Raw genomic sequence first — 16211 nt, forward strand, 5'->3', positions numbered from 1 at the left:
CGCAGGGAGCCGCATCACGATGTCCGACGCCCAGGCCGCCCACACCACCGCCGGCAAGATCGCGGATCTCCGCCGCCGTATCGACGAGGCCACGCACGCCGGTTCCGCGCGCGCCGTGGAGAAGCAGCACGCGAAGGGCAAGCTGACCGCCCGCGAGCGGGTGGACCTGCTGCTCGACGAGGGGTCCTTCGTCGAGCTGGACGAGTTCGCCAGGCACCGTTCCACCAATTTCGGCATCGAGAAGAACCGTCCGTACGGGGACGGTGTCGTCACCGGTTACGGCACCGTCGACGGCCGTCCCGTCTGTGTGTACTCGCAGGACTTCACGATCTTCGGCGGCTCGCTCGGCGAGGTGTACGGCGAGAAGATCGTGAAGGTCATGGACTTCGCGCTGAAGACCGGCTGCCCGGTGATCGGCATCAACGACGGCGGCGGCGCCCGGATCCAGGAGGGGGTGGCCGCGCTCGGGCTGTTCGCCGAGATCTTCCGGCGCAATGTGCACGCCTCGGGCGTGGTGCCGCAGATCAGTCTGATCGTCGGGCCGTGCGCGGGCGGCGCCGTCTACTCGCCCGCGATCACGGACTTCACGGTGATGGTCGACCAGACCTCGCACATGTTCATCACGGGCCCCGATGTCATCAAGACGGTGACCGGTGAGGACGTGGGCTTCGAGGAGCTGGGCGGAGCCCGTACGCACAACACGACGTCCGGGGTCGCGCACCACATGGCGGGCGACGAGAAGGACGCCATCGAGTACGTCAAATCCCTGCTGTCGTACCTGCCGTCGAACAACCTCTCCGAGCCGCCCGCCTTCCCCGAGGAGGCCGATCTCGCGGCGTCGGACGGGGACCGCGAGCTGGACACGCTGATCCCGGACTCCGCGAACCAGCCGTACGACATGCATACCGCGATCGAACGGGTGCTGGACGACGGCGAGTTCCTGGAGACCCAGGCGCTGTTCGCGCCCAACATCATCACGGGCTTCGGCCGGGTGGAGGGCTTCCCGGTCGGGATCGTCGCCAACCAGCCGATGCAGTTCGCGGGCTGTCTGGACATCAACGCCTCGGAGAAGGCGGCGCGGTTCGTCCGTACCTGCGACGCCTTCAACGTGCCGGTGCTCACCTTCGTCGACGTCCCCGGCTTCCTGCCCGGTCTGGACCAGGAGTACGGCGGCATCATCCGGCGCGGCGCCAAGCTGATCTACGCGTACGCCGAGGCCACGGTCCCGCTGATCACCGTCATCACGCGGAAGGCGTTCGGTGGCGCGTACGACGTGATGGGCTCCAAACACCTGGGCGCGGACCTCAATCTGGCCTGGCCGACCGCGCAGATCGCGGTGATGGGCGCGCAGGGCGCGGTCAACATCCTGCACCGCCGCACGATCGCCGAGGCGGGCGACGCGGACGCGCAGGACGCCAAGCGCGCGGAGCTGATCGAGGAGTACGAGGACGCGCTCCTCAACCCGTATGTGGCCGCCGAGCGCGGCTATGTCGACGCGGTCGTCATGCCGTCCGAGACCCGGGCCCATATCGTCAAGGGGCTGCGCCAGTTGCGTACGAAACGGGAGAGCCTGCCCCCGAAGAAGCACGGGAACATCCCCCTCTAGGAGCTGGCGATGATCAAGGTCGTACGAGGAAATCCCACCCCCGAGGAGCTGGCGGCCGCCCTCGCGGTGGTCCAGGCCCGCGCCGCCGCCGCGGCGGCTCCGGAGCCCGCGCCCGCCGCGCCCGCCGGCTGGTCGTCCCCCACCCGTATCGCCCGCCGCCCGGTGCCCGCGCCGGGGCCCCGGGCGTGGGCGCGTACGTACTGGCCGGGCTGAGGCGTACGTACCGGCCTGTGCTGAGCGCGTACGTACCGGCCGGGCCCGGAAAAAGGGAGGACGCCGCCCGGCGGGGGATCCGGGCGGCGTCCTCGGTGGGGGGAGGGAAATGGTCAGCGCATGCGTGCTCCGGCCCGGTCCCGGGCGGGCGTGAACTCCTCCATCGGGGTGGGGTCGAGGTAGAACCACTCCGCCGTGGGGCCCGGCGACGCGGACGGTTGCGGGGCCGCCGGAACCGGTGCGCCGGGGGTGTCCGGGCGCAGCAGCTCGACGCGGATCCCGCCCGAGGAGCGCTGCTGGGCGACGAACTCGTCGACCTGGCTGCGGCAGGCGTGGTCCCAGTGCGTCACCCCGGTCAGGTCGAGCCTGATCCGTTCGGTACCGGCGCTCGCGACCTCCTCCAGGGCGTCGATGAGCTTGGGCAGCCGCAGGAAGGTGACGTTGCCCGCCATGACCAGCTTGGCCGTGTCGCCCTCGACGCTCGTACGTACCCAGGTCTGCGACATCCGCAGGGCCGCGAGGCCGATGCCCGCCGCCAGCCCCACGAGGACGCCTTCGAGCAGGGCGGTGGCGACGATCACGACCGTGGTCAGGGTCATCACCACGAACTCGCCCCGGTCCTGGCGCCACATCTTCGGGAACTCCTCCGGCGCGAACAGCTTCCATCCGCTGTGGACGAGCACCCCGGCCAGCACCGAGATCGGGATGAGCGCGAGGACGTTCGGCAGCAGCAGCGCGAAGGCCAGCAGCCACAGGCCGTGCAGCGTGCGGGAGAGCCGGGTCTTGGCCCCCGCCTGCACATTGGCGGAGCTACGGGCGACGACCGCCGTCATCGGCAGCGCGCCGAGGAGGCCGCAGATCGTGTTGCCCGCGCCCTGGGCGATCAGCTCCGCGTTGTAGCGGGTGCGCTCGCCGTTGTGCATCCGGTCCACGGCGGCGGCCGTGAACAGGCTCTCCGCCGAGGCGATGATGGTGAACGTCACCACCGTGGTCAGCACCGCGCCGTTGGCGAGCATCGCGAACTCCGAGACGCCCGGCAGCTGTACGGAGGCCAGCAGGTTGCCCACCTGGAGCGTGGTGATCTCCACCCCGGGCAGCGACGCGACCGCCATCCCACCCGCCACCGCGACCAGCGCGGCCGGCATCTTCCTGAGCGGCCCCGGCACCTTCTTCCACAGGAAGCTCAGGACGACCGTCCCGATGCCGAGCGCGGCGGCGATCGCCTTCTGCGGATCGGCCAGCGTGCCCACGATCAGCCCGGGGACGCCGAGCATGTTGTCGATCGGTACGCCGATGGCCTTGGCGTCGGCCATCGGATAGATCTGGCTGAACATCAGGGGCAGCCCGATGCCCGCCAGCATGCCCTGGACCACCGCGATCGAGATCGCCTGGAACATCCGGCCGAGCCTGATCAGTCCCAGACCGATCTGGAGCACCCCGGACGCCAGCACGATCACGCCGAGCGTGGCGATCCCGAACTCGAGCACCGCCTCGGCGACCAGCGCCGCGAGTCCGGCGGCGGGTCCGCTCACCTGGAGCGTGGAGCCGCGCGCCATGCCGACCACGAGTCCGCCGACGACACCGGAGATGATGCCCAGTTCGGCCGGGGTGCCGGAGGCGACGGCCACCCCGATGCAGAGCGGGAGGGCGACGAGGAAGACGACGAAGGAGGCGGTGATCTCGGTGGCGAGATCGACCTTCTGGGGGGCGCCGGACTTCTTCGTACCGCCCGGTTTGCCCGTACCCGCCGGCTTCTCCATGCCGGCCGGCTTCCTCGCGGGCGGTTCCGGGGGGCGCGCGGGGGGCGGGGGCGCGCCGTACGACTCGTACGGTTCGTACGGTTGGAAGGGCTCGTACGGTTCGAAGGGTTCGAAGGAGGGCTGCGTCGGGTGCGTACGGCTCGGGCCTCTTCCCTGCATCCCGGCCCGGTGGCGGCCACCGCCGACCGGGCCCGGGTGGCCGGTGTAGCGCGGGTTCGGATTCTGACCGGAGTTCAGCACGCGTGCACCAGGAAGCTGTCGTCGCCCTGGTTCAGCTCCCACAGCTCGCCGGTGTCGACCTCGTAGTACCAGCCGTGCAGCCGCAGCCGCCCCTCCGCCAGCCGACGGCGCGCCGCCGGGTACTCGCGCAGGGCGGCGAGCTGCGCCCGTACGTTCAGCTGCGCCAGCTCGGTGAGCAGCGCGCTGTCGCTCCCGCCGGTCCCGTCCCGGTCCAGTACGGAGGCGAGCGCGGGCTTGGCGACCTCCAGCCAGGCGCCCACGCCGGGCAGCGCCGAGAGGTCCTGTCCGGAGGCCAGCGCGCCCATCGCCCCGCAGTGCGAGTGCCCGCAGACGACGATGTCCTGAACGTCGAGCACCTCCAGCGCGTATTCGATGGTGGCGGCCTCACCGGAGACGACCTGCGACCGGTGGGGCGGCACGATGTTGCCCGCATTCCGCATTTCGAATACCTCGCCGGGCCGTGCACCCGTGATCAGTGCGGGTATGACACGGGAATCGGAACAGGCGACGAAGAGCGCCTCCGGGAATTGCCCATCGGCGAGTTTCCGGTACGTGTCGCTCTCGAAATCTACCCTGCGCCGGAACGAACGAGCGCGTTCGAGAAGAGCCTTCATGGTGCCTCCCCAGCAGGTGGTGGTGGCCGAGTGCCGTGGTCAATACCGTAGAGAGGGCAGGGCAAGACGAAGGTTAGAAGAACACTAAGTTCGGGCAAGAATTCAACTTCCCCCTGTGACCTGGATCCCACCGAAGGTAAAGTCGGGCGCACTCAATTCATTCCCTGTACGGTGTGCGTCCCGGGTGCGGAATTCCGGGAATTCGTGTTGTCCGGGTTCGCGGAGAAACGGAATTTGATGACCCTTCGGGCCTTGCTCATCGAGGACGACGAGACGATCGCCGTACCCCTGATCGAGGGCCTCGGCCGGTACGGAGTGACCGTGGGCCATGTGTCCACCGGCACCGCCGGGCTGCGAGGTCCGTACGGCGACATCGTCCTGCTGGACCTGGGACTGCCCGACATCGACGGTGTCGATGTCTGCCGGGGCATCCGCCAGGTCTCCAACGTACCGATCATCATGCTCACCGCACGCGGCACGGAAGCCGACCGGGTGCTGGGGCTGGAGCTGGGGGCGGACGACTATCTGGCGAAACCGTTCAGCGTCCGGGAGCTGATCGCCCGCATCCGCGCCGTCACCCGGCGCAGCGGCGCCTGGGCCGACACCATTCCGACCGTCCCGGCCGGCGCCTTCGCCGGGGTACCCGCGCCGATCGGCGTGGAGGTCACCAACTCCCCCCTCACGGCGGGCGCCTTCGCCGGCGGGTACGGCTACCAGGCGGCGCCCGATCCCTTCCCGTACCCCACATCCGTCGGCCAGCCGCCCCCGCCCACCTGGCAGGAGGTCCCCGCGCCGCCGCCGGTCCGGCAGGAGGCCCCCGCGCCCCCGTCCTGGCAGGAGACCGCCGTACCGCCACCGGCCTGGCCGGAACCCGAACCGGAGCCCGAGCCCGAACCGGAGCCGGAGCCCCGACCCGCCTCGCCCACCGGGGCGTTGATCGTCGACCGGCGCACCCGGCAGGTCTGGGTCGGGGAGCGGCAGATCCCGCTCACGCCCAAGGAGTTCGACCTGCTGGCGCTGTTGACGGAGGATCCGGGGGCGGTCTACTCCCGCCAGCAGATCCTCGACCGGGTCTGGGACCCGAACTTCCACGGCCCGACCAAGACCCTGGACGTCCATGTCGCCACCCTCCGGCGCAAGCTGGGCGATCCGGCCTGGATCCAGACACTGCGCGGGGTGGGGCTGCGGCTCGCCGTACGCACCGGTGGTGACGGGCCGCGATGACGCGCCGGCTGCTGCTCAGCTATCTGACCCTCGCGGCGCTCGTCCTCGTCTGCCTGGAGATCCCGCTCGGTTACGTCTACAGCCGCGCCGAGCGGGACCGCGCCACCAACGCCGCCCACCAGGAAGCCGAGGCCGTCGCCGACTTCGCCGCGCTCTCCCTCGCGTACGGCCGGCCGGGCGAGCTGATCTCGCAGGTCGCCGCCTGCGCCACCCGGATCGGCGGCCAGATCCTGGTCGTGGACGACAAGGGCTCCCTGCTCGTCGCCTCGCACCGGCTCACCACCGAGGACCGCACGGGTCTCGGCGCGCGTCCCGAGATCGCGGACGCGCTGCGCGGCGGGGACGGCGCCGATGTACGGACCTCCAGCGTCGGCGGTGTGCAGTGGCTCTCCGTCGCCGTCCCCGTCAAGCACGACGGCGGGCTCCGGGGCGCCGTACGGCTCAGCATCCCCACCGACGCCATCGCGAGCGACGTCCACCGGGTCTGGCTGGGGCTCGGCCTCGGCGGGCTCGGCGTGCTGGTCGCCGCCGCGACGATGGCCATGGCGCTGACCCGCTGGATCGGCAGCCCCATCCTGGAGCTGGAGCGCGCCGCCCACACCCTGGCCAGTGGCAGCCTCGTCACCCCCGCTTCGGTCACCACGGGCCCGCCCGAAGTGCGCAGCCTGGCCGCCACCTTCAACCGCACGGCCGCCCTGCTGGAGCAACTGCTCGCCTCCCAGAGCGCCTTCGCGGGAGAGGCCTCGCACCAGCTGAAGACCCCACTGGCGGCGCTGCGGCTGCGGCTGGACAACCTGGAGATCGACGTACCGCCGCATCTGCGCGGCAACCTCCACGCGGCGATGACCGAGACCGAACGGCTCGCCCGGATGGTCGAGGGCCTGCTCGCCCTGGCCAGGATGGAGGAGACCGCGCTCACCCCGGAACCCTGCGACCTGGACCGGCTGACCGAGGAGCGCGTCTTCGCGTGGATGGGGCTGTACGAGCAGTACGGCGTACGCCTCTTCCTGGTCGGCGACCCGGTCGGCGCCGCCCTGGCCGTGCCCGGGGCCGTCGAGCAGATCCTCGACAACCTGCTCTCCAACGCGCTGCGGTACTCCCCGATGGGCTCCACCGTGACCGTCGTACGCCGTCCGCACACCGGCACGGTCGAGCTACAGGTCATGGACGAGGGCCCCGGTATGACCCCCGAGCAGCGCCGCCGCGCCTTCGACCGCTTCTGGCGCGCCCCCGACGCCCCCAAGGGCGGCACCGGCCTGGGCCTCGCCCTCGTCCAGCGCCTCACCCTGGCCAGCGGCGGCGAGGCCCTGCTGACCGACGCGCCGAGCGGCGGCCTGAACGCCGTCATCCGGCTCCCGCCCGTGGCCCCCCGCCGCTCCTCGGGCTTCCCCGGCCTCCCCCACCCCCGCCGCCGCCCGGCGGTCGGCGTCTGAGCCCGGGTGCCGTCAGCCCCGGTATTCCGTGGCGCTGTCCGCCGTGGCCGGGCCTACGATCTCCGCCAGACGCCCCCGTCGCGCGGTCAGGAACCCGCGGAACAGAGAGACCGCGGCCGGCTGGACGGCATGGGCGGGCCAGGCGAGGGCGAGGGTGCGGCTGGCGCCCAGGACCTGGTCCGGGCTCTGGGCGAGGGGTATCTCGACGGTGCCGGAGTGCGGTGATCCCTCGTACGGCAGCAGGGCGACGCCCAGCCCGGCCGCGACCAGGCCGCGTGCGGTGCCGAGAGCGTCCGCCTCGATGCCTATGCGCGGGGTGAATCCCGCGGCCCGGCACAGCGCGTCGGCGATCTGCCGGCTGCCGTACCCCTGGCGCAGGGCGACGAAGGGTTCGGCGGCGGCGTCCGGGAGACGAACGGACTTCCGCGTCGCCCACCGGTGCCCGGGCGCGACGACGAGCCGGATCTCCTCCTGCAGGAGGGGGACGGCGTCGATCTCCGGATCCTCGGGCAGCGGGGCGATGAGGCAGAGATCGACCTCACCCGCCCGCAGCAGTTCGATCATCCTGTCCGACGGCGCTTCGGTGAGGCGGAAGCGGATATGCGGGTGGGCGCTGTGGAAGGCGCGCAACAGCGCGGGAACGGTCCGGGTCCCGAGGGACTTCAGGTGGGCGAGGGAGACCTGCCCGTACTCGGGGTCGGCCTCGGCGGCCACCTCCTGACCGGCCAGTTCCAGTACTTCCAGGGCCTGTTCGGCGCGGGCCAGCAGATGCCGGCCGTGCGCGGTGAGCCGGATGCGCCGCCCGGTGTGCCGGAAGAGCGGCACGCCGAGTTGCGCTTCCAGGCGGTTCATGGCCCGGGAGAGCGTGGGCTGGCTGATGCCGAGCTCCTCGGCCGCGCGGGTGAGGTGCTCCCTGCGGCCGACGGCCACGAACTGGGCGAGTACGGGAGCGACCGCGCTCGGCAGTGGCGTTCGTCGGCCCCGTGACGGTGTGCTGTCGCTCACGGTTTCCTGCCTTTCGGAGGACGCTCGTGCAGATCAGAGGGGATCGATGCATTTCTGAAGGCAATCGTGACCAGCACGGCATTGGATCATGGCCCATGGTTGGGCGGACGGTTGGCCGCATGGCCCACCAGATAGCAACGGCCTTGCTGCCCGTCTTCTTCGCCCTGGCCCTCGGCTACGGCGCGGGTAAACGCAAGATCGTCGACAACCAGAACGTCTCCTCCATCAATCACATGGTGATGATGTTCGCCGTTCCGGCGGCGCTGTTCGTCTCGATCTCCTCGAAGAGTCGTTCCGACATCACCTCGCACGGCGGCTTCATCGCCGTCCTCGTCATCGCGATGGTCGCCGTGTACGTGGTGACGCTTCAGCTACAGCTGAAGGTGTTCAAACTGGACAAGGCGTCGGCCGCCGTACAGTCCCTGACCACCGCGTTCCCCAACTATGCCTCCATCGGCCTGCCGTTGTCCTCCGCCGTCTTCGGCGACGAGGGAGCCATCGCCGTGGCGATCGGCATCGCGGTCGGGGCCATGACCATCTCCCCGCTCACCATCGCTCTGCTGGAGGACGCCAAGCTCGGCCCGGACGCCCCCGGCTCGACCCTCTCCCGCTTCTGCGCCGCGCTGGGCAAGTCGGTCCGCAAACCCATCTTCTGGTCCCCCGTGCTGGCCTTCACCTTAGTCCTGGCCGACGTCCACGTGCCCGATCTGGTCCAGACGGCCCTGACCCCCATCGGCGTCGTCGGCGCCGGCGCGGCCCTGTTCCTCACCGGCCTGATGCTCTCCGCGCAGAAGGTGACCTTCGGCCCCGATGTGGCCTACGGCATCGTCATGAAGAACGCGCTCATGCCGCTCTTCGTCTGGGGGCTCTGCGGTCTCTTCGGTCTCGACCGGCTCAACACCGCCGAGGCGGTCCTGCTCACCTCGATCCCCTCCGGATTCTTCGGCCTGGTTTTCGGCGCTCCGTTCGGCGTGCGGCCCAAAGTGTCCGGCTCCACACTGATGCTCTCGACCGGAGCGGGGATCGTCTCACTCTCCGTGGTCATCAGCCTCCTTCCCTGGCGCGGGTAAGGCCACTTCTTCCGACAACCCCCACGACCCGTACCGAAAGGACTTCCCATGTCGTACGACCCCGGCTCCCGCGCCTGGGACACCCGCCGCACGGACAAGGCCCGCCGCCTGGCCCGCGCCGCCCCCCTCGCCTCGGGCAAGATCGTCCCCACCGGGAGGGCGACCGACATCCTGGAAGCGCTCCTCGAACCCGGGGACAAGGTCATTCTGGAGGGCAACAACCAGAAACAGGCCGACTTCCTGTCCCGTTCCCTGGCGCGCGTCGACCCCGAGCGGATACACGACCTGCACCTGCTGATCTCCTCGATCTCCCGCCCCGAGCACCTCGACCTGTTCGAGGATTCCATCGCGAGCAGGGCCGACTTCGCCTACGCCGGGGCCCAGTCCACCCGGATCGCCCAGCTGCTCGCGGACGGCAAGATGCAGGTGGGCGCGATCCACACGTATGTCGAGCTGTACGGACGGCTGTTCGTCGACCTCATCCCCAAGGTGGCTCTCGTCGCCGCCAACGCCGCCGACCGGAACGGCAACCTCTACACCGGTCCCAACACCGAGGACACCCCGACCCTCGTCGAGGCCACGGCCTTCCGCGACGGCATCGTCATCGCCCAGGTCGACCAAGTGGTCGACAGCGAGAAGGACCTGCCCCGCGTCGACATCCCCGGCGGCTGGGTCGACTTCGTCATCCCCGCCGACCGGCCCTACCAGATCGAGCCGCTGTTCACCCGCGACCCGCGCCACATCACCGAGGTCCAGATCCTCATGGCGATGATGGCCATCCGCGGCGTCTACGAACGCCACGGGGTCACCAGTCTCAACCACGGCATCGGCTTCGACACCGCCGCCATCGAGCTGCTGCTCCCCACCTACGGCGAATCCCTCGGCCTGCGCGGCAAGATCGCCAAGAACTGGGTGCTCAATCCGCATCCCACCCTCATTCCGGCGATCGAGTCCGGCTGGGTGGAGTCGGTGGTCGCGTTCGGGGGCGAGGTCGGCATGGAGCGGTACTGCGCCGCCCGCCCGGACATCTTCGCCACCGGCCCCGACGGCACCCTGCGCTCCAACCGCATGCTCGGCCAGAACGCCGGCCACTACGCCGCCGACATGTTCATCGGCGCCTCCCTCCAGATCGACAAGGACGGCAACTCCTCGACCGTGACGCACGGCCGTCTCGCCGGCTTCGGCGGCGCCCCCAACATGGGCGCGGACGCACGGGGCCGCCGCCACGCCTCACCCGCGTGGCTGGACCTGGCAGGCGGCGAGGGCGACATCGTGCGCGGCCGCAAACTGGTGGTGCAGATCGTGGAGACGTACGCCAAGGGGGGCGTCCCCAAGCTGGTCGATTCCCTGGACGCGGTGGCTGTCGGCAAGTCCGCCGGCCTGCCCGTCGCCCCGGTGATGATCTACGGCGACGATGTCACCCATGTCATCACCGAGGAAGGCATCGCCTACCTCTACAAGGCGCGTGACCTCCAGGAACGGCGCGAAGCGCTGGCCGCGGTGGCCGGCGTCAGCCCCATCGCGGGCAGGCATGATCCGCGGCGGGAGGAGCGGCTCAGGCGGGACGGCCTCATCGCCACACCCGCTGATCTCAAGGTCAACCCGGCCGACGCCAAGCGATCCCTGCTCGCCGCCAAGTCCATCGACGACCTCGTGACATGGTCGGGCGGCCTGTACCGCCCGCCCACGAAGTTCCGGAGCTGGTGAGCGCCGCCATGACAGTCCCTCTCGCGCCCGCCGTCGCGACCCCGGTCGCGTCGCCGGACGTCCTGGCCGGCAAGGCGGTACGGGCGCTTGTCGATGAAGCGACCCTCACCCCCAAGCCCGGCCTGGTGGACGGGCGGGGTTCCGGCGCCCACGACGACATGGATCTGGACCTGCTGCTCGGCTCCGCCGAGAGTCTGCGCGACAGGTTCGCGGAGATGGCCGAGGCCGGCCGGCGCATCGGCGTCCCGGGCCCCGAGCTGCGCGGCGAGCTGGCCCGTATCGGGCGGGCCGCCGAGGCCCGGATGCTCCGGGTCACCGGTGGGGTCAACACCCACCGGGGCGCGATCTGGGCGCTGGGGCTGCTGACCGGTGCCGCCGCGACCGGGTCCGGTGATGTCTGCCGTACCGCCGCGTCGATCGCCGCCCATCCCGACCCCGCCGCGCCCGCCCCGGCGCTCAGCCACGGAGCGCTGGCCCGGTTGCGTTACGGCGGCGGCGGAGCCCGTACGGAAGCAACCGACGGCTTCCCGCACGCCCGCCTCGCGCACACCACCCTGCGCCGCGCGCGGGAGCGGGGCGCCAGTGAGACCCAGGCCCGGCTGGACGCGCTCATGGCGGTGGTGGCCTCGCTGGAGGACACCTGCCTGCTGCACCGCGGCGGCCGTGCGGGCCTCGCGCTCGCCCGGAGCGGAGCCCGCGAGGTCCTGCGCGCCGGCGGCACCGCCACCCCGGCCGGCCGGGCCCGCCTCGCCGGACTGGACGCCGCGCTCGCCGAGCGCCGGCTCTCCCCCGGCGGCAGCGCCGACCTGCTCGCCGCCGGCCTGTACCTGGACTCCCTCGACTCGCCTTCTCCTCACCGGAGCTGATGATGGAACAGATCAACCACACCTTCCCCGGGGCCACCCCGGCCACTCGCCGCGCACACGTCGGTGTCGTCGGTTCGGGCGACCTCGAAGTGCTCATCGAGCCCGCCGCCGACGGGGTAACCGTCGACCTGCGCACCAGCGTCGACGGGTTCGGCGCCATCTGGCAGGCGGTCCTGGAGCGCTTCTTCTCCCGCACCGACATCGCCGCCAAGGTCCAGATCAACGACTTCGGCGCCACCCCCGGCACCGTCGCACTCCGCCTCTCGCAGGCCGTGGAGGCCGCCAAGTGAGCACCTCAGCCGTTGTTCTCGCCGACGCGTTCACCGAACTGTCCGCCCGCGAACGGGCCCACGCGGTCCTGGACAGGGGAACCTTCCGCGAGCTGCTCGGTCCCTTCGACCGGCTGGAATCCCCGCACCTCGCCCCGCAGGGCATCGTCCCGCAGAGCGACGACGGCGCCGTGGTCGCCCGGGGCACGATCAGCGGCGAGCGGGCCGTGGTCGTCGCCGTCGACGGCAGGTTCCAGGGCGGCGGCATCGGCGAGGTGAACGGCGCCAAGCTTGCCGCCGGCCTCGAACTCGCCGCCCAGGACTGGGAGAACGGCGCCCCCATCCGCCCGGTGCTCCTGCTGGAGACCGGCGGCATCCGCCTCCAGGAAGCCAATCTCGGGCTGCTCGCCATCGCCGACCTGCACGCCGCGATCGTGCGCCTGCGCCAGTACACGCCGGTCGTCGGCGTGGTCGCCGGCATGGTCGGCTGCTTCGGCGGCATGGGCATCGCCGCCGGACTCTGCACCGACCTCGTGATGACCCGGCAGGGCCGCCTCGGTCTCAACGGCCCCGAGGTGATCGAGCAGGAGGCCGGTGTCGAGGAACTCGACTCCAGGGACCGGGCCATGGTCTGGTCCGTGATCGGCGGTGAGCAGCGCACCGCGGCCCGGCTGGCCGACCTGCTGGTCGACGACGACACGGCCGCGGTGCGGGACGCCGTACGCCTCGCGTTCGAACCCGGTCGTGCCGGCCCACCGCGCAGTGCCCGGGTCGACGAGGCGCTCGCTCTGCTCGACTCTCTCGATCCGGCCGACCGGCTCACTCCGCAGGACCTGCGGGACAAGACGAAGGGACAGACCAAGTGACCATCGCGCATTCCCCTTCCCGGGGCCGTGAGTGGTTCGAACGGCTCACCGGCGCCACGACCGGTCCGGTCGGCTCCCTCCTGTCCGCCGGGGCCGGCCTCGGCGGCGAAGAGGCCCATTTCCTGGCCGTCGTCCCCGACCCGGACGGAAAGTTCCCCCGCGCCCGCCAGGGTGAGGTCGGTCTGGAGGAGGCATGGAACCTCGCCGCCGAGATCCGCAGGACCGTCGCCGCCGACGCGGACCGTGCGGCCGGGCGGCCGATCATCGCCGTGGTCGACGTCCCCAGCCAGGCGTACGGCTACCGCGAGGAACTGGTCGGCCTGCACCAGGCGCTCGCCGGAGCCGCCGGCGCGTACGCCACCGCCCGCCTCGCCGGGCACCCGGTCGTGGCCTTCCTCGTCGGCAAGGCCATATCCGGCGGATTCCTCTCCCACGGTCTCCAGGCCAACCGCCTCGTCGCGCTCGACGACGACGCCGTCCAGGTGCAGGTCATGAGCAAGCAGTCGGCGGCCCGGATCACCCGCCGCACGATCGCCGAACTCGACGCGGCGGCCGAGAAGGTGCCGGCCACCGCCTACGACGGCGCCTCCTTCGCCAAACTGGGTGCTCTGCACCGGCTGCTGCCCGGCGACGCGGACACCGCCGCGGTGCGCGCGGCCCTGGCCGAAGCGGTGGCCGACGCCCGCCGGGGCCCTCGTGACCTGTCCACCCGGCTGGCCTCGCCCGAGGCGGTGCGGGCCCGCGCCGCCTCGATCGAGGTACGGCGGCGGCTGGCCGCCGCCTGGCGGGACTGACCGTGCCCGAGACCAGCGCCTGCGCGCTCCGCCCCGGCCCCACGTACGTCGTGGGGCCGGGGCCCCGGCCCCACGACCTGCTGCGCCTGGCCCGCCCCGAACAGCTCGTCCCCGCCCCGTGCGGCGAGCAGTCGCCGCCCGCCTGGGTCCACGCGTGCCTGGAACGTACGCCATGGGTCGTGGTGCGCCGGGCGCCGCGTCCCCGCGCCCTGGTGCCCGTGGGGGTGCGCGGCCCGCGGCGCGGGCAGCGCTGGGCGGCGTACCTCCCGCCGGAGGCGGTGCGCGAAACGGTCCGCCCGGAAGACCTGGCGGCCGGGGCGGCCCCGCGCGATCTGCCGGTCTTCCACGCGATCACCGACCTGGCGGCTCTGTCCCGCCCGGCCTGGGCGCCCGCGTGGGGGCCCGGCGGCAGCGCCGGCTTCGAACTCGCCACCGGTCACCCCGCCGCCCACGAGGGCAGCGACCTGGATCTCGTCGTACGCGTACCGCGCCCCGTACCGCCGGCCGCCGTGGCCGGGCTGCTCCGGACGCTGTCCGGCCTACCGGTCCGCGTCGACGTACAGCTCCAGTCCCCCTGGGGCGGGTTCGCGGCCGCCGAGTACGCACGCCACACCGGCGAGGTCCTGCTGCGCACGGACGTAGGCCCGTGTCTGGTCGCGGATCCCTGGCACCGCCCGGCCACTGCGCGGCCGGAGCCACGATGAGCAGCGCCTTCCTCTTCCCTGGCCAGGGCGAGCAGTACCCCGGCATGCTCCACGACCTGCCCGCCCACCCCTCCGCGGCGGCCGTCCTGGACGAGATCTCGGCCGTACTCGGCCACGACGTCCGCGCCCACGACGACGAGCGGGCCCTGCGCTCCAACGCCTCGGTGCAGCTCGCGCTGTTCGCCTCCGGAGTAGCCGCCTGGCGCACCCTCGACGCCCTGGGCGCCCGCCCGGATTACGTCGCCGGCCACTCGATCGGTTCCTTCGCCGCCGCCGTGGCCGCCGGCGCGCTGGCCCTGCCGGACGCGGTCACGGCCGTAAGGGCGCGCGGGCACGCCATGGAGACGGCATACCCGCACGGGTACGGCATGGGCGTCGTCCTCGGCCTCGACGAGCGGACCGTGACCCGGCTCGCCGAACAGGCCGGCCGGCCCGCCCAGCCGGTGTACGCCACGAATGTCAACGCTCCCCGGCAGATCGCCGTGTCCGGCGCGGACCCGTCCGTCGACCGCCTCCTGGCCCTCGCCCTGGCGAACGGGGCCGCCAAGGCGCGGCGCCTCGCGGTCGACGTGCCCTCCCACTGCCCCCTGATGGCAGGACCCGAACAGGAGTTGGCCGCGGTCCTGTCCCGCCTCCCCCTGACCCGCCCGCGTATTCCCTGGGCCGGCAACCGCGGCGGTCGCACGCTGCGAAGCGCCGACGCCGTACGCGAGGACCTCGTCCACTCGGTCGCCCACCCGGTCCGCTGGCACGACGCGACCAGCGTCCTCCACGAGCGCGGCGTCCGCCTCTTCGTCCAGGTGTGGCCCGGCGACTCGCTGGCCCGCCTCGCCCGGGCCGCTTTCCCCGATGCCCGTGCCACCAGCATGCGGGCCGGTCCCCCCGAGCACATCCTTCAACTCATACGCAGAGTTGTTTCCGCATAGTGCTGTGACCGGAAAGGTTTGCCGCGAGCCGGTGAACCTTCCGGCCACAGCGCTGGTCTGAGTCGCTACCGCCCCGGCCTGAGTACACGTACTCAGGCGCCGGGGCCGCACCCGCCGGAGTATCGAAGACATGCTGTGGTCCGACCCCGAGAACCAGCCCCCCCAGGAACTGCGCGAGGCGCAGCACATGATGCGCCGCGCGGGTGTGCTGATCGCGCTGGCGACCGTGGCGATCGTGATCATCCTCGGACTGCGCTGAGCCCCGCCCGCCGAGCCGCCTACGATGGCCCGCATGACCGATCAGCGCCGCCGGCTCGTCCTCGCCTCCGCCTCCCCCGCCCGTCTCGGACTGCTCAGGCAGGCCGGACTCGCCCCCGAGGTGATCGTCAGCGGTGTCGACGAGGACGCGCTGACCGCCGCCACCCCGGCCGAGCTGGCGCTCGTCCTCGCCGAGGCCAAGGCGGCCACCGTCGCCGCCCTCCCCGAAACGGCCGGGGCGCTGGTCATCGGCTGCGACTCCGTACTCGAACTCGACGGCGAGGCGCTCGGCAAGCCCGCCGACGCCGAAGAGGCCACCGCCCGCTGGAAGTCGATGCGCGGACGCTCGGGCGTGCTGCGCACCGGCCACTGCGTGATCGACACGGCGACCGGCCGCCGCGCCGCCGAGACCGCCTCCACCACCGTCCGCTTCGGCGAGCCGTCGGACGCCGAGATCGCCGCGTACGTCGCCTCCGGCGAACCCCTGCACGTCGCGGGCGCCTTCACCCTGGACGGCCGCTCCGCGCCCTTCGTCGACTCGATCGACGGCGACCCCGGCAATGTCATCGGACTGTCCCTGCCCCTGCTGCGCAGGCTGCTGGGCGAGCACGGAATCACGATCACCGACCTGTGGGCGTGAACGCGGCCGCCGCACA

Annotated in this window: 17 protein-coding genes; 14 read left to right on the forward strand and 3 right to left on the reverse strand. The window is 72.0% G+C overall.

The window, feature by feature from the left end; translation table 11 throughout:
• Positions 1–19: 19 nt before the first annotated feature.
• On the forward strand, positions 20–1606 hold the full coding sequence (locus ACIP8W_RS25125; protein WP_401956161.1) for an acyl-CoA carboxylase subunit beta: 1587 nt from the start codon (positions 20–22) through the stop codon (positions 1604–1606).
• Between the two features lie 9 nt (positions 1607–1615).
• Positions 1616–1819 (forward strand): acyl-CoA carboxylase subunit epsilon, encoded by a 204-nt coding sequence (locus tag ACIP8W_RS25130; protein WP_401956160.1) that lies wholly within the window; start codon positions 1616–1618, stop codon positions 1817–1819.
• 113 nt (positions 1820–1932) lie between these two features.
• On the opposite strand, the gene ACIP8W_RS25135 is transcribed toward ACIP8W_RS25130, so the two are convergent.
• The gene (locus ACIP8W_RS25135; protein WP_402204699.1) at positions 1933–3579 is read right to left on the reverse strand and encodes a SulP family inorganic anion transporter; all 1647 of its coding nucleotides are present in this window, start codon (positions 3577–3579) and stop codon (positions 1933–1935) included.
• Between the two features lie 233 nt (positions 3580–3812).
• Positions 3813–4433, reverse strand: a complete 621-nt coding sequence (locus tag ACIP8W_RS25140; RefSeq protein ID WP_401956158.1) for a carbonic anhydrase — start codon at positions 4431–4433, stop codon at positions 3813–3815.
• Positions 4434–4670: 237 nt separating this feature from the next.
• On the opposite strand from ACIP8W_RS25140, the gene ACIP8W_RS25145 reads away from it, so the two are divergent.
• The gene (locus ACIP8W_RS25145) at positions 4671–5657 is read left to right on the forward strand and encodes a winged helix-turn-helix domain-containing protein (protein WP_401956157.1); all 987 of its coding nucleotides are present in this window, start codon (positions 4671–4673) and stop codon (positions 5655–5657) included.
• Positions 5654–7090 carry an ATP-binding protein gene (locus ACIP8W_RS25150; protein ID WP_402149891.1) on the forward strand — a complete coding sequence of 479 codons (1437 nt, stop codon included), beginning with the start codon at positions 5654–5656 and terminating at the stop codon, positions 7088–7090. Before ACIP8W_RS25145 ends, ACIP8W_RS25150 begins: the two co-directional genes overlap by 4 nt.
• 12 nt (positions 7091–7102) lie before the next feature.
• Here ACIP8W_RS25150 and ACIP8W_RS25155 read toward each other — a convergent pair whose 3' ends face one another.
• Positions 7103–8095 carry a LysR family transcriptional regulator gene (locus ACIP8W_RS25155; RefSeq protein ID WP_401956155.1) on the reverse strand — a complete coding sequence of 331 codons (993 nt, stop codon included), beginning with the start codon at positions 8093–8095 and terminating at the stop codon, positions 7103–7105.
• Between the two features lie 119 nt (positions 8096–8214).
• Between ACIP8W_RS25155 and ACIP8W_RS25160 the strand changes: the two genes are divergently transcribed.
• From ACIP8W_RS25160 to ACIP8W_RS25205, 10 genes are all read left to right on the forward strand, one after another.
• The gene (locus ACIP8W_RS25160; protein ID WP_402204702.1) at positions 8215–9165 is read left to right on the forward strand and encodes an AEC family transporter; all 951 of its coding nucleotides are present in this window, start codon (positions 8215–8217) and stop codon (positions 9163–9165) included.
• Positions 9166–9213: 48 nt separating this feature from the next.
• A complete protein-coding gene (gene mdcA, locus ACIP8W_RS25165; RefSeq protein ID WP_401956153.1) occupies positions 9214–10872 on the forward strand; it encodes a malonate decarboxylase subunit alpha in 1659 nt (552 codons plus the stop codon).
• Between the two features lie 8 nt (positions 10873–10880).
• Entirely contained in the window at positions 10881–11738 is an 858-nt protein-coding gene (locus ACIP8W_RS25170; protein ID WP_402149897.1) for a triphosphoribosyl-dephospho-CoA synthase, read from the forward strand.
• A complete protein-coding gene (locus tag ACIP8W_RS25175; protein WP_401956151.1) occupies positions 11738–12028 on the forward strand; it encodes a malonate decarboxylase subunit delta in 291 nt (96 codons plus the stop codon). Before ACIP8W_RS25170 ends, ACIP8W_RS25175 begins: the two co-directional genes overlap by 1 nt.
• Complete coding sequence (locus ACIP8W_RS25180) at positions 12025–12873, forward strand: biotin-independent malonate decarboxylase subunit beta (RefSeq protein WP_402149899.1); 849 nt, start codon at positions 12025–12027, stop codon at positions 12871–12873. Before ACIP8W_RS25175 ends, ACIP8W_RS25180 begins: the two co-directional genes overlap by 4 nt.
• A complete protein-coding gene (gene mdcE / locus ACIP8W_RS25185) occupies positions 12870–13667 on the forward strand; it encodes a biotin-independent malonate decarboxylase subunit gamma (protein WP_401956149.1) in 798 nt (265 codons plus the stop codon). The genes ACIP8W_RS25180 and mdcE overlap by 4 nt, the downstream gene beginning before the upstream one ends.
• Positions 13668–13669: 2 nt before the next feature.
• A complete protein-coding gene (locus ACIP8W_RS25190; protein WP_402204705.1) occupies positions 13670–14371 on the forward strand; it encodes a malonate decarboxylase holo-ACP synthase in 702 nt (233 codons plus the stop codon).
• Positions 14368–15297 carry a malonate decarboxylase subunit epsilon gene (gene mdcH, locus ACIP8W_RS25195; RefSeq protein WP_402204707.1) on the forward strand — a complete coding sequence of 310 codons (930 nt, stop codon included), beginning with the start codon at positions 14368–14370 and terminating at the stop codon, positions 15295–15297. The genes ACIP8W_RS25190 and mdcH overlap by 4 nt, the downstream gene beginning before the upstream one ends.
• 130 nt (positions 15298–15427) lie before the next feature.
• Positions 15428–15556, forward strand: a complete 129-nt coding sequence (mmpB, locus tag ACIP8W_RS25200) for a morphogenic membrane protein MmpB (RefSeq protein WP_401956146.1) — start codon at positions 15428–15430, stop codon at positions 15554–15556.
• A 24-nt stretch (positions 15557–15580) separates the two neighbouring features.
• Entirely contained in the window at positions 15581–16195 is a 615-nt protein-coding gene (locus ACIP8W_RS25205; protein WP_402150524.1) for a Maf family protein, read from the forward strand.
• The last annotated feature ends 16 nt before the right edge of the window (positions 16196–16211 follow it).

Origin of the sequence: Streptomyces sp. NPDC088554, assembly GCF_044752945.1 — a bacterium.
Taxonomy (GTDB): domain Bacteria; phylum Actinomycetota; class Actinomycetes; order Streptomycetales; family Streptomycetaceae; genus Streptomyces.

Coding starts and splice junctions, on each gene's coding strand:
- ACIP8W_RS25125 (WP_401956161.1), top strand. CDS start 20: ATGTCCGACGCCCAGGCCGCCCACACCACCGCCGGCAAGATCGCGGAT.
- ACIP8W_RS25140 (WP_401956158.1), bottom strand. CDS start 4,433: ATGAAGGCTCTTCTCGAACGCGCTCGTTCGTTCCGGCGCAGGGTAGAT.
- ACIP8W_RS25145 (WP_401956157.1), top strand. CDS start 4,671: ATGACCCTTCGGGCCTTGCTCATCGAGGACGACGAGACGATCGCCGTA.
- mmpB (WP_401956146.1), top strand. CDS start 15,428: ATGCTGTGGTCCGACCCCGAGAACCAGCCCCCCCAGGAACTGCGCGAG.
- ACIP8W_RS25130 (WP_401956160.1), top strand. CDS start 1,616: ATGATCAAGGTCGTACGAGGAAATCCCACCCCCGAGGAGCTGGCGGCC.
- mdcH (WP_402204707.1), top strand. CDS start 14,368: ATGAGCAGCGCCTTCCTCTTCCCTGGCCAGGGCGAGCAGTACCCCGGC.
- ACIP8W_RS25170 (WP_402149897.1), top strand. CDS start 10,881: ATGACAGTCCCTCTCGCGCCCGCCGTCGCGACCCCGGTCGCGTCGCCG.
- ACIP8W_RS25175 (WP_401956151.1), top strand. CDS start 11,738: ATGATGGAACAGATCAACCACACCTTCCCCGGGGCCACCCCGGCCACT.
- ACIP8W_RS25135 (WP_402204699.1), bottom strand. CDS start 3,579: ATGGAGAAGCCGGCGGGTACGGGCAAACCGGGCGGTACGAAGAAGTCC.
- ACIP8W_RS25205 (WP_402150524.1), top strand. CDS start 15,581: ATGGCCCGCATGACCGATCAGCGCCGCCGGCTCGTCCTCGCCTCCGCC.
- mdcA (WP_401956153.1), top strand. CDS start 9,214: ATGTCGTACGACCCCGGCTCCCGCGCCTGGGACACCCGCCGCACGGAC.
- ACIP8W_RS25160 (WP_402204702.1), top strand. CDS start 8,215: ATGGCCCACCAGATAGCAACGGCCTTGCTGCCCGTCTTCTTCGCCCTG.
- ACIP8W_RS25150 (WP_402149891.1), top strand. CDS start 5,654: ATGACGCGCCGGCTGCTGCTCAGCTATCTGACCCTCGCGGCGCTCGTC.